The following is a 12,795-nucleotide window of genomic DNA, read 5'->3' as shown; positions in this document are numbered from 1 at the left end:
TCAACTTTTTTGACACCAGAAGATTTTTTAAACGGTCAGGTTCTCTTAATTGACAAACCTTTGCATTTTACTTCTTTTCAAGCTGTAAATAAAATCAAATATGCGCTGATCAATAAAGCTGGACTGCCAAAAAAATTCAAAATTGGGCATGCCGGCACTTTAGATCCATTAGCATCCGGTCTGTTATTAATCTGTACTGGAAAATTCACCAAAAGCATATCTGAACTGCAGGGTCAGGCTAAAGAATATACAGGTACTTTTCATATTGGAGCAACAACGCCTTCCTACGATTTAGAAACCGAAGTTGACCAGACTTTCGATACTTCACATATTGACGAATCTTTGATTCATGAAACTGTAAAACAATTTTTAGGAGAAATTGATCAAAAGCCACCGATTTTTTCAGCTATTAAAAAAGATGGAGTCCGCTTGTACGAACATGCGCGAGCTGGTGAAACTGTAGAAATTGCTTCAAGAAAAACTACCATTCATGAATTTGAAATCATTCGAATTGCACTTCCTGAAGTTGATTTTAGAGTTGTCTGCAGTAAGGGAACTTATATTCGCTCCCTGGCTTATGATTTTGGAAAAGCCATGAATTCTGGTTCACATTTAACAGTTTTGCGCAGAACAAAAATTGGAGATTACAATGTAGCAGATGCCATAAATGTAATTGATTTTGAACAAACCCTTATTTCAAAATTATAAACAAAAAAACACATTACAAATATCAAATGAATTTGAAATGTGTTTTTACTGAAACGAAAGCAGAATCAATTCATACTTTCTTTTCAATTTGCTTAAACAACTGGTCAATAATGAACTGCGCTTTCATTTCCGTATAGAAAATACGACACATAATCATAAAACTTTTCAAACAATTTTTTCATAATGATGTTTTTAGATTGTTAAACAATATTTAAAGACACCTATAAAAAAAAGTAAATCAAAAATAGCAGACCTGTTAGCAATCAGCAATTTACATTTATTTTTTAAAATAAAAAATAAAAAAATAAAATTTTATGAACAAAGACATTCTAGACACATTTTCTTTGCAACTTCATTTTGTACCGAAAGTCCTCTATCTCGCAAATACCACAGCTGCAGCTGTCTTTTTGCTTCTTGGTCTACAATACTAAACTCTTCTTTGTAGTCTTTTATTAAATCTGAAGCGCCTTGTGGCCTTGGTCCCCAATGATCACAGACTTCACCCGATTCTTTATCGACAATAATCAATTTTGGAATCGCTCTTGCTCCATTGGTTAAAAAATGACTCATCAATTCATCGTTAGCATCACGCAAAACGATTCTAAGATCAATTTTATCCGATTCTAAACTCATTTTATTTAATATCGGCAAAATCTGTGCAGCATCACCACACCAGCCTTCGGCGACAACTAGCCAAATGTATTCTTTTTCACATGACTTTAACTGACTGCTAATTTCTTCGGGAATACATATAGTTTTGTCCAAACGCTTTAAACGGATTTCGTTTAAAACACTATATTGCAGCAAATCTTCTGATTGTTCTTTCCCAGTTGATTTTCCTTCAATCAGCAAATCAGAAATTATTTTTTTATATTCAGAATACGAATAGCTGCTAAGCAATGCTTTATCTACGGATCTTTTCATTTTCTTTCAATTTAATTCTGATTAAAGAAATTTACATATTGCTGTTGACCCTTGACAGCCTATTTCATCATTTTTTCGTGATTGTTTCCACTGCCTCAACAACAATATGTGCATTTCATATACAAGTTTATAATGCAAAATTAGAGATATGATTCATTTTAAAAAGTGATAAAAATCACCTTAGAAAAATAAAAAGTGATTATTCCTGATTGAGATCTCGTTTGTGTACTACTCTACACATTTCCATCCATTTCACAGCAATTGATCCTAAATAAAATAATATTTGTAAACACAAGACCATTTTTTACCAGAAAAAATCTATTACAGCACGGTTAACGGAAGAAGTATTTTTCGTATAATTACAACCAAAAAAATCTTAAGCAAAAACTATTAACCAAACAAAATGAAAAGATTATTTCTCCTTTTTACCACACTATTAACCATGAGCTGCTATTCTCAAATTTCCTTTGAAAAAGGCTATTTCATTGATAATTCGGAACAAAAAATTGAATGCTTTATCAAAAATAATGACTGGGCAGGCGATCCAACTGATTTTAAATACAGGCTTTCTGAAAATGAAGATATAAAAACAAATGGTATTGAATCTGTCAAGGAGTTCGGAATTTACGGCGCCTCAAAATTTATTAGAGAGACGGTCGATATAGAAATATCGAATGAAAACATAAATGATATGAGTAATGATATGAATCCTAAATTCAAACAAACACAACTATTTTTAAAAGTATTGATTGAAGGTAAAGCAAATTTATATACAGCAGGAAATCCAGCAAAATATTTTTATAACGTGGACAACTCAAAAATCGAACAGTTAGTCTTAAAAAGTTATAAAAACTCTTTAAATGAAATTGTACAGAATAATTTATTTAGAAAACAATTGTTTGATAATTTAAAATGCTCATCAATAGACATCAAAAATCTTTTAAAACTAAACTATAATAAAAACAGTTTAGTAAATCTGTTTAATGAGTACAACAAATGCAGTAATAGTAACTCTATCAATTATACATCAACAAAACAAAGAGATGTATTTAATTTAACATTAAGGCCCCATTTAAATATTTCCTCTCTAACTGTAAACAGAAATGAGACTAAATTTTACGATAATGACTTTGGAAATCAAATGACTTTTGGTTTTGGGATTGAAACAGAATTTATTTTACCGTTTAATAAAAACAAATGGTCAGTTATACTGGAACCTACCTATCAAAATTATGATGTATTATCAACAATAGATACTGACAAATATCCTGATAGGGCATTTAAAGCAGAAGTAACCTATAAAAATTTAGAAATCCCCTTAGGAATAAGACATTATTTTTTCTTAAACAATAATTCTAAAATATTTATAAATGCTTCCTTTATGTATTCTGTCGCTTTTAATTCTCAAATTCAATATAAATTCGGAGATATGAATGCTTCTGACCCACTAACGATTAGCAATGCAGGAAATATGGCATTTGGAATAGGTTATAAATTACAAAACAAATATAGTATTGAAATGAGATATAATACTGCTAGAAACATTTTATCAAAATATATATTCTGGGATTCTAATTATAAAACGGCTTCAATTATATTAGGTTATACCCTATTTTAGAATACGTATATAGTTAAAAACAAAAATGTCAGGTTATATGTATATTCCGATATTTTTGTTTAATTCATCACAATCTTTTATAAAATTAAAACAAGAATATATTCATACCATAAATTCCTCCGAAACAGACCATCCTATCTCTTCAAGGCCTTAACATTAATGCCCTCTGTTTCTATTATTAATTACCTTTTAGTGATCTAAAATTATGTACTCACTCAATATCTCTTTTTAAAATATAAAAGCAATAATCTTGAAACTTAATTTAAATATTTAAGGAACACTATTTTCAAAAAAAACAGAATATGTCTATATTTGCACAAATTTCGTGACATTTAACTAAATGGCTCACCCAATTTACTTTCGATAAACGAAAGGAGACCTTAAAAAAAATAAAACTGACTGATGAAATACAAAAGAATCCTTCTGAAATTAAGCGGTGAAGCTTTAATGGGTGATTTACAATACGGCATTGACCCAAAACGACTGGCTGAATATGCCGATGAAATTAAGCAAATTCATTCCAAAGGTGTTGAAATCGCAATTGTAATTGGAGGAGGAAACATTTTTAGAGGAGTGGCCGGAGCCAGTTCAGGAATGGACAGAGTACAAGGGGATTATATGGGAATGCTTGCTACTGTAATTAACGGAATGGCATTACAAGGGGCTCTGGAAGATAAAGGAATGAAAACCCGTTTACAGACGGCTTTAAAAATGGAATCCATCGCAGAGCCTTATATCAAAAGAAGAGCAGACCGCCATTTAGAAAAAGGAAGAATTGTAATTTTTGGAGCTGGAACAGGAAACCCATATTTCACAACTGATACGGCTGCTGTTTTACGTGGTATCGAAATTAATGCCGATGTTATTTTAAAAGGAACCCGCGTTGACGGCGTTTATGATTCTGACCCGGAAAAAAATGCTTCTGCAGTGAAATTTGACTTTATTTCATTTGATGATGTACTGAAAAAGGGACTGAATGTAATGGACACAACAGCTTTTACCTTAAGTCAGGAAAACAAATTGCCTATAGTTGTTTTTGACATGAACAAAATAGGAAATCTATTGAAAATCTGCGAAGGAGAAAATATTGGAACCGTAGTTAATGTATAGTTTAGGTTTTATTGTTTATAGTCAACAATAAACCACAAACAAAAAACAACAAACCATAAAATCATGACAGAAGAAATTGAATTTATATTAGACAGCACTGAAGAATCAATGAATGGTTCGATTGAGCATTTAGAAAAAGCTTTTTTAAATATTCGTGCTGGAAAAGCATCACCTGCAATGCTGGGAAGTGTTTTTGTAGATTATTATGGATCTGCATCACCTTTGTCGCAAGTATCAAAAATCAGTGTTCCTGATGCCCGAACTATCACTTTGCAGCCGTTTGAAAAAAGCATGCTGCATCCAATAGAAAAAGCGATTATGATTGCCAATTTAGGTTTTAACCCAATGAACAACGGTGATGTAATCATTATCAGTGTTCCGCCTTTGACAGAAGACAGAAGACGTGAACTTGCCAAACAAGCAAAATCTGAGTCTGAAGATGCTAAAATTGGTGTTAGAAACGCTCGAAAAGATGCCAATACGGATATCAAAAAATTAGAGAAAGAAGGAACTTCGGAAGATATCTGCAAAAGCGCCGAAGAACAGGTTCAAAACTTAACCAATTCTTTTATTAAAAAAATTGACGAACTTCTAGCAGTGAAAGAAGCCGAAATAATGAAAGTATAATCTTTCGACAAAAAATAAAAAAATCTGTCAAGTTCAATCGGAACACGGCAGATTTTTTTTATACCTTTTTACCAGCACAAACTAAAACTGAATTTCATTTTTTGCAACAAAACGTTTTTATGAAGCAATGTATTTTATTGTTCTTCTTTTTTACGCTTTCGCTAAAGGCACAATTTCAGGTAAACGGAATTGTAAAAGACGCCACGACCCAAAAAGCACTTCCTTTTGCCTCTATTGTTTCAGATGACGGTTCCAGCAGTATATCGGATGTTGACGGAAAATTTAATATTGTTTCCAAAAACAAAATTTTGTCTCTTGCAGTTTCGTATGTAGGATATCAGAAAAATACAACTACTGTCATTGCTAGTCAATTGTTTTACAAAATATTGTTACAGCAAAAAACAGACAACCTCAATGAAGTCCGAATTTCAAATGTGAATCCGGCATTGGCCATTATAAAAAAAACCATTGAAAATAAAGCCGAAAACAATCCTCGAAAAAGACTGAAAAACTTTGAATACAAGTCTTACAACAAACTTATTGTCACTGCCAATCCAGACTCCATCAACGGATCAATCGACTCTGTTTTTGTATCCAATTCATTTGAAACTTATCTAAAAAAACTGGATTCCACCGATTATAAATTCAAACAGCTCGTCAAGAAACAGCATTTGTTTCAAACAGAGAAAGTATCCAAATTTCAATTTGACGGCAAAAGACTAAAAGAAACCATTCTGGGCACAAAAATGGCAGGATTCAAACAGCCGGTGTACGAAATCCTAACGTTTAATCTTCAGTCCTACTCCATATATGATCCTAAATATGAGCTTTTCGAAACCAAATACAACAGCCCGATTGCAGATAATGCCTTAAATGATTACAATTTCAAACTGCTGGACACTGTGGCTGTAAACGGTCGGAATACTTATATGATTTATTTCAAAAACAAGAAAAAGAAAAAGGCTGCCGGTCTGGAAGGAATCCTGTATGTTGATGAGATAAATTATGCCGTTGCAAAAGCAATTATACGAATCAAAGGCATACTGGACATTAGCAGTGTACATGAATTTGAATTTATTCCTGAGAAATATTTGTGGTTTCCTACCGTAACAACGTTTAAAATTGTGAAAGGAACCAATGATGATGATATCAAAATTTTGGGCGGTACCATTGAATTTGACGGTGATATTGAAGAAGACCTGACAACAAGAAAAAGAAATGAAACCGATTATATATATCTCCTTTCTAAAACCACCAATTTCGACATTCAGTACACAGTGCCTGTGGCAATCAAAAAACCCATCGTTCAGGTTGAAATTAAGGACAATGCAATAAACAAACCCGAAAGCTTTTGGACTGAATTCCGAAAAGACAGTCTGGACAGCCGAAGCGAAAAAACTTATTTATCGCTGGACAGCATTTCGATAAAAAAAAGAATTGAAAGCAAGCTGAATTTTGGACGTAAAATCTTAACTGGTTACCTTCCCTACAGCTTCTGGGATTTTGATCTGCGAAAAATACTAAGCTATAATAATTACGAAGGACTGCGGCTGGGCATTGGCGGCACAACCAATGATTTTTTCTCCAAAAAGTACCGCTTGGAAGGATATGCCGCTTACGGACTTCGGGATTATAACTTTAAATACAATGCAGGAGCCAGCGCCAGAGTAGATAAATTCTCGAATACCTGGATTGGAGCGAGCTATACCGATGATCTTCGGGATATCGCAAGCACTGATTATGCCGTTGATAAAAGAGCTTTCAAAATTTATGATCCTCGTACGATAAACTTCAACACTTTTTACAGATATGAACGCTGGAGAGTTGCTTTGGAAACCCGGATTATTCCAAAAACAGAAAGCGTTTTGGCACTGGCTCATACTTTTGTAACGCCTCAATTTGATTACACTTACAATCTCAATGGAACTTCCTACCACAGTTATACGATGACTACGGCAACGCTTTCTATAAGGTGGAATCCAAGAAGCGATTATATGCAGACTCCAAGCGGGCGGATTGAAACTGAAAAAAGGTTTCCAAAATTCACATTACAGCTCACGCAGTCCATTCCTGAAGTTCTTAACAATGATTTTAGCTTTACAAAAATTGATTTTAAAGCTGATTACCAAATCAAATATTTAAATGGTCAAAGAACCTCTTTACTGTTTGAAGCCGGAAGTGCTTTTGGCGATATACCTCTTCCGCAGCTATACAGCAATTCGCCAAATAACCTCAACCAGGAAACCATTTTTAAGAGAATTACTTTTGCGGGTAAAAACAGTTTTGAGACCATGTATTTCAACGAATTTTTCTCCAGCGAATTTATGTCCTTTCAATTCAAGCATGGTTTCAGCAGAATATTTCTTTTCAAAAAAATAAAACCTTCCATAGATTTTGTAAGCCGAATGGCTTGGGGCAATATAAAAAGCAAAGAAAACCATGTTGGCCTCGACTTCAAAACCTTGAATAAAGGCTTTTTTGAATCGGGATTGGAACTTAACCAAATTTTCAACGGATTTGGACTTGGCGGTTATTACCGTTACGGACCAAACCACTTAAGCGATGTAAAAGACAATATCGCAGTAAAACTTACTTTCATTCTTGATTTGGGACTTTAAAAAAAGTTCTAACATTTCCTAAAAACTGCTAGAACTTTTTTTTAAAAAATTTACGGTTTTATAATTAATACCGAAGGCGTATTGTTAAGCCAAGGGCTGTGAGAATCAATCAGTTTTTTCCAGCTTTCCAGACTAATAATCATAAGATCCTGTTCTTCGAGAAATTCTTTTTTTATGATTCTTTCCTGCATCATTGCTATGTGATTGGGAGCAATCTGCTCTATCGAACGAACTAATTCCTGAATTTCACGATTGTCTTTTATCTGTCCAACAGCATCAAAAATAGTAACTTGAGCACCATTATTATGAATCATTTTTTGAGCAAACTCCATCAAAAATCCGTCTTCCTTATTAAAAACAGGCATAAATACACGATCGATTGCAACCAGATTTTTATCAACAAGAATTCCGACCGGCATTTTGCTATTGGCGATAATCTGCCTTGTTCTTTCATCAAACGGGGAATTTTCAAACAATCCTTCTTTACCCGTAATTTTATCTATAAAACGGTCCGGATTGATGATTCGTGTTGTAAATCCAAGCACTTTTCCCAACAGCGTTCCATCAAAAATAGACTGCCCTAAACCAACCAGCAGCAGATCGTACTCTCCCTGGTTTGCCGTCTCCGTAATTTCAGATTCGATATCATTTGATACTTTAAAAAGGGTATACACTTTTTGATCCAAATTTTCAGACTCAGCAATAACCGGCAAAAACATTTCTTTTTCATAATCCTTCACATCAAATGAATGCACCTCCGTACTCAATGATAAATGCATCGTAGTAACAATAGAATTTACACTTTGCTTTTTTACGAGACTATTGGCTACTTTAAGCAGTTTTTTACCTTTTTCAGAATTATCAAACGAAATGATAATTTTATATTTATTCTTGGCGCCTATTCCTTCTGGCACGGTTTCAGGTTTTGTTCTAAAAATATAATTTATCAAATCCAGAGCCGGTCCCGTCATGAATGTTGTCACCAGAGCCATAATCACCATCATTGTAAAGATTTCGGTAGACAAAACACCTAAATCGTAACCAATGTTCAACACCACCAATTCCATCAGACCTCTTGTGTTCATTAAAGTTCCGATAGACAGACTGTCTTTCCAGCTATGACCGACAAATTTTGCAGCAAGCGCGCTGCCAAAAAACTTTCCTGCAACAGCAACTAAAATAATAACGCCCGTAATTTTCCATAAATACGGATCATCAATCAATCCGATTTGTGTTCTTAATCCTGTAAAAACAAAAAACAATGGCAGTAAAACAACAACCGAAACGTCTTCTATTTTTTCGATAAAAATGGAACGGAATTTATTGTTTTCGGGCATGATTGCACCTGCTAAAAATGCTCCAAACAAAGCATGGATTCCAATCAATTCTGTCACATAAGAAGAAAGCAATAAAGTCAAAAAGAAAATAGCTACAACGGGCTTGCTCAGGCTTTCTCTTGTTGAGCTCAGATCCCCAACCTTTTTTAGAAAAGGACGAACAACCTTCAGCATCAGCAATACATACAATACCGCCAATGCAATAACATATAAGGAACTGGTAAATGAACCCGCTTTTACAATCGCAATTACAGCTGCAAGAATGCACCATGCAGTAACATCATCTGCTGCCGCACAGGTAATTACAATAGCTCCCAGCTTGGTCTTATGAATACCGCGTTCTCTCACGATTCCTGCCAAAACAGGAAATGCAGTGATACTCATCGCGATTCCTAAGAATAATCCAAAAGAAATAAATTCAACCCCTTGTGGAGCAAAGGAATGATATATAAAATAAGCCAGCCCAAGACCTAGCGCAAAAGGAACTATAATACTCGCATGGCTGATAACTACAGCATCATGAGCTTTATTTTTAAGTGCTTTCAGATCGAGTTCCATTCCAATAACAAACATGAAAAGGATTAATCCAATCTGGCTCAAAAACTGTAGATTACCCAGTGAATCTTTAGGGAACAGCATTGCCGAAAATTCCGGAAAGTACATTCCGATTAAAGAAGGACCTAAAACAATTCCAGCAATCATTTCGCCAATTACGGTAGGCTGACCAATTTTTCTGCAGACCCAGCCAAAAAAGCGGGCAACCAGAATTATAGTTACAATCTGTGCCAAAAGTATAGCCAAAGGATGCTGTAAATTATGCATCATCGATGTTACAAAATCATTCCAATGTCCATTTTCTATATGGTTAGGAACAATATTTCGTCCAGTTTCCAGCATTTTTCCTTTAAGGATAATCCAATAGATTAATCCGGAAAAACCGCCTATCATTGTCAGGTAAAAAAAAGATTTGGTTACGTTTTTCATATGTTTTGATTAAAGCAATTTAATTCAGGTGCAAATATGTAAACAGATTTTGAAAGCCTAAAACGAATCGCGGTCTAATTTTGGCGTGATGTAACAAGAGGGAAAAACTTTGTAATAAGTTAACCCTTGAAGCATATTCATCCAAATACAAAATGTCCCCAATAGATTTACAAACTAATAAAACAATGTTTTTTTCAAAGTTAATGAAACTACGAAAAAACATTTATCAGACAAAATTCTTTGATGATTTGTAAATATTTATCTCTACATTAGTCTAATAAACACCAGCGGTTTTTATAACACAAAATACAGCCGAAACTGGGTGGTTTTGAAGTTATTTTTATTGCTAGTATTTACAAGTTATAAGCAAACGACAAACTAAACCAACAAATGATTAACGGAAAAGAAATACAGAAAACTATATTTGTGGGAGTATTTTTAATGTTTGTTTCTTTAATTCTTATATTCTACACCGAAGAATCTATATTTATTAAAATCATTGGATTACTTGGATTTCTTTACTTTGCTTGCGCATTAATTGCGACTTTGCTTTATTATTATTATCCAAACTCAAAGTCTATTGAGAAATTTTACTATAAAATAACTGGAAAAACTGAAGCCAATCAAAGTATAGATTTCAATAAAAGCTTTATGGAAATATATAACGACAATGGAATTTTTACTTTTAACGATAATTCTTTTTCAATTCAAATCGAAAATTCAATTAAAGAAATAAATTGGAACGAAATTAATTCTATGGTAGCTTATAAAATAGATTTGTACGCAACTGACCTAATAACTTTAGAAATTTATTGCTCGAATAATTTCAATTTTAAAATAAATGAAGAAACACCAGGATGGTTTAGATTCTTGGAAAATTCCAAAAAAATGTTTCCGAAAATTACCGAAAATTGGGAAATGAATATTGCAGTTCCAGCATTCGAAACCAATTTGACTTTGATTTACGACATTGAAAATAGAGATTTAGAAACAGTGACTAAAAAACTAAAAGAGAAAGAAGTCAGCTTATAACAGCTACAACGGATTTTGGCAATGAGCTTAATGGAAAGATGATTTAGCAAATCCGAATAATTGACATAATTTAATCCCAAACCATTGTATAATCAAAACATTGCTTTGAACAAAACTTCAAAAAAAAAAGGAAAACAAAAACACATAAATCATGAACAAAACTACTGCCTTTATTACTCTTATAATCTTAACAATAATTACATTACCAATATTTTTTATAACCATTCCAGTCTTTATATCTATTTACAATGGATTAGTAAGAAAGAAAAATCAAGTTGAATACGCGTTCAGCGGTGTTGATGTTGAATTACAAAAAAGAGGTGAACTTATCCCGAATTTGGTAGAAAGCGTAAAAAAATACATGTCATTTGAACAAAATACCCTCAAAGAAATTGTAGAGTTAAGAAGCAGGATAACTCAAATAAATCCTGGCTCGGCAGAAAGATTTAGTTTAGAAAACAATTTAACAGAACAACTAAAACAGGTGATGGTTACTATTGAAAATTATCCTGATTTAAAATCCAATGAAAACATGCTGCATTTACAAAGAAGCCTAAATGAAGCTGAAGAACAGATAAGTGCTGCGAGAAGAGCATATAATGCATCTGTTAAAACCCTGAATGACTCCATACAAGCATTTCCTTCGAACTTATTTGCTAGTATTTATGACTTTACTATAAGACCGTATTTTATAGCTGAGCAAAATTCTAAATCGGCACCAAATTTAAAAGGACTATTTAATTAAGATTACATGGACAAAGAATTAATTGTTTTTTTAAATGAACAAGCACAGTCGCTGGAAAAATCAAGAATTAAAGCTGTTAATCTCAATAGGATTTACAGTGTAGTAAAACCTTTAAGAAAGTTATTGAAGGGAATTCTAATAGTCGTTGCAGTCTTAAATTGTATAATTCCGATACTGCTACCAGTAACAATTACCATTGGAATTATGTTCCTGTTAACTTTGGCAATGAATGACCCAAAAGCAGTTTTTGAATCAAATTTAAAAGACAATTTTTTGCCCAAAATTTTTGAAAAAACTAAACCCAATTTAAGTTATTCTTCCTATGGTTACAACAATAAAATCCTGAAAGAAAGTGAAATCCTAAACAAAGGATTCTTTGCTGATACAATTGAAATTGAGGGTGAAGATTATACAAAAGGCAAAATAGAAAATATAGATGTAGAGTTTTTTGAAATCAAATTTCATAAAGAAGTAACCAATTACACCAAGACTGCCGGAGGCTGTTTACTTTCGCTCATTCTGATACCTATAGAAATTTTTAAAAATATTTTCGACAATGACAATCAGCCCGATGATGTTTTTGCGGGTGTAATCAAAGATATTAACATGTTTTATTCTGGTTTTTTCATGTATGCAGATTTCAACAAAAATTTTACTGGAAAAATCATGATGATTCCTAAACAAAATGAAAATCTAAAAGATAAAGTCGATGAAATATTCACCCCAAAATCATTAACCAAAATAAGTGTCGAGAATCAAAATATAAATGACAATTACAGCATATATACATCAGATGTTCAGACGGGATATTATGTATTATCACAAAACTTAATTGACAGAATAAATATCTTATCAGTAAAAGAAAATGCATTACCAATTATCTCATTTATTGAAGGGAAAATTTACTTTTTAATTCCATGGAAAAAGAACCTTTTCAAAGCAGATATATATACTAAAATTGAAAATGAGAATTACTTTTTAAATTATATTGAAGAAATCAATTCATTTGAGGAAATTGTAAAAAACTTAAATATCGACCGAAGAATTTGGAGTAAAGCATAAGATAAAAATCTACTCAGCCAGCTAATGAAA

Annotated in this window: 10 protein-coding genes; 8 read left to right on the top strand and 2 right to left on the bottom strand. The window is 32.8% G+C overall.

All coding sequences use genetic code 11. From position 1 onward, the window contains the following. Positions 1–9 precede the first annotated feature (9 nt). Positions 10–708: a tRNA pseudouridine(55) synthase TruB gene (gene truB, locus C8P67_RS20910; RefSeq protein WP_115815173.1), complete on the top strand. Its 699-nt coding sequence runs from the start codon at positions 10–12 to the stop codon at positions 706–708. Positions 709–1,020: 312 nt separating this feature from the next. Here truB and C8P67_RS20905 read toward each other — a convergent pair whose 3' ends face one another. Beyond that, on the bottom strand, positions 1,021–1,632 hold the full coding sequence (locus C8P67_RS20905; protein ID WP_115815146.1) for a thioredoxin family protein: 612 nt from the start codon (positions 1,630–1,632) through the stop codon (positions 1,021–1,023). 403 nt (positions 1,633–2,035) lie between these two features. Between C8P67_RS20905 and C8P67_RS20900 the strand changes: the two genes are divergently transcribed. The 4 genes from C8P67_RS20900 to C8P67_RS20885 all read left to right on the top strand — a co-directional run bounded on the left by C8P67_RS20900 (position 2,036) and on the right by C8P67_RS20885 (position 7,605). Beyond that, the gene (locus C8P67_RS20900) at positions 2,036–3,250 is read left to right on the top strand and encodes a porin family protein (RefSeq protein ID WP_115815145.1); all 1,215 of its coding nucleotides are present in this window, start codon (positions 2,036–2,038) and stop codon (positions 3,248–3,250) included. A gap of 402 nt (positions 3,251–3,652) precedes the next feature. Beyond that, positions 3,653–4,360, top strand: a complete 708-nt coding sequence (gene pyrH / locus C8P67_RS20895; protein WP_115815144.1) for a UMP kinase — start codon at positions 3,653–3,655, stop codon at positions 4,358–4,360. Positions 4,361–4,423: 63 nt separating this feature from the next. Then, a complete protein-coding gene (gene frr / locus C8P67_RS20890) occupies positions 4,424–4,987 on the top strand; it encodes a ribosome recycling factor (RefSeq protein WP_115815143.1) in 564 nt (187 codons plus the stop codon). A 119-nt stretch (positions 4,988–5,106) separates the two neighbouring features. After that, positions 5,107–7,605 carry a DUF5686 family protein gene (locus C8P67_RS20885; protein ID WP_115815142.1) on the top strand — a complete coding sequence of 833 codons (2,499 nt, stop codon included), beginning with the start codon at positions 5,107–5,109 and terminating at the stop codon, positions 7,603–7,605. Between the two features lie 50 nt (positions 7,606–7,655). Here C8P67_RS20885 and C8P67_RS20880 read toward each other — a convergent pair whose 3' ends face one another. Further along, positions 7,656–9,926 carry a cation:proton antiporter gene (locus C8P67_RS20880; protein WP_115815141.1) on the bottom strand — a complete coding sequence of 757 codons (2,271 nt, stop codon included), beginning with the start codon at positions 9,924–9,926 and terminating at the stop codon, positions 7,656–7,658. 390 nt (positions 9,927–10,316) lie between these two features. Between C8P67_RS20880 and C8P67_RS20875 the strand changes: the two genes are divergently transcribed. From C8P67_RS20875 to C8P67_RS20865, 3 genes are all read left to right on the top strand, one after another. Then, entirely contained in the window at positions 10,317–10,958 is a 642-nt protein-coding gene (locus tag C8P67_RS20875; protein WP_115815140.1) for a hypothetical protein, read from the top strand. A gap of 151 nt (positions 10,959–11,109) precedes the next feature. After that, entirely contained in the window at positions 11,110–11,703 is a 594-nt protein-coding gene (locus C8P67_RS20870; protein WP_115815139.1) for a LemA family protein, read from the top strand. A gap of 6 nt (positions 11,704–11,709) precedes the next feature. Beyond that, entirely contained in the window at positions 11,710–12,765 is a 1,056-nt protein-coding gene (locus tag C8P67_RS20865; RefSeq protein ID WP_115815138.1) for a DUF3137 domain-containing protein, read from the top strand. Positions 12,766–12,795: the final 30 nt, after the last annotated feature.

It is taken from the genome of Flavobacterium aquicola, assembly GCF_003385115.1.
GTDB lineage: Bacteria > Bacteroidota > Bacteroidia > Flavobacteriales > Flavobacteriaceae > Flavobacterium > Flavobacterium aquicola.
The sequence above is the reverse complement of the archived record's forward strand: the minus strand, read 5'-3'. Positions and strand labels throughout refer to the sequence as shown.

Coding starts and splice junctions, on each gene's coding strand:
- pyrH (WP_115815144.1), top strand. CDS start 3,653: ATGAAATACAAAAGAATCCTTCTGAAATTAAGCGGTGAAGCTTTAATG.
- C8P67_RS20900 (WP_115815145.1), top strand. CDS start 2,036: ATGAAAAGATTATTTCTCCTTTTTACCACACTATTAACCATGAGCTGC.
- C8P67_RS20875 (WP_115815140.1), top strand. CDS start 10,317: ATGATTAACGGAAAAGAAATACAGAAAACTATATTTGTGGGAGTATTT.
- C8P67_RS20880 (WP_115815141.1), bottom strand. CDS start 9,926: ATGAAAAACGTAACCAAATCTTTTTTTTACCTGACAATGATAGGCGGT.
- C8P67_RS20905 (WP_115815146.1), bottom strand. CDS start 1,632: ATGAAAAGATCCGTAGATAAAGCATTGCTTAGCAGCTATTCGTATTCT.
- C8P67_RS20870 (WP_115815139.1), top strand. CDS start 11,110: ATGAACAAAACTACTGCCTTTATTACTCTTATAATCTTAACAATAATT.
- frr (WP_115815143.1), top strand. CDS start 4,424: ATGACAGAAGAAATTGAATTTATATTAGACAGCACTGAAGAATCAATG.
- C8P67_RS20885 (WP_115815142.1), top strand. CDS start 5,107: ATGAAGCAATGTATTTTATTGTTCTTCTTTTTTACGCTTTCGCTAAAG.
- C8P67_RS20865 (WP_115815138.1), top strand. CDS start 11,710: ATGGACAAAGAATTAATTGTTTTTTTAAATGAACAAGCACAGTCGCTG.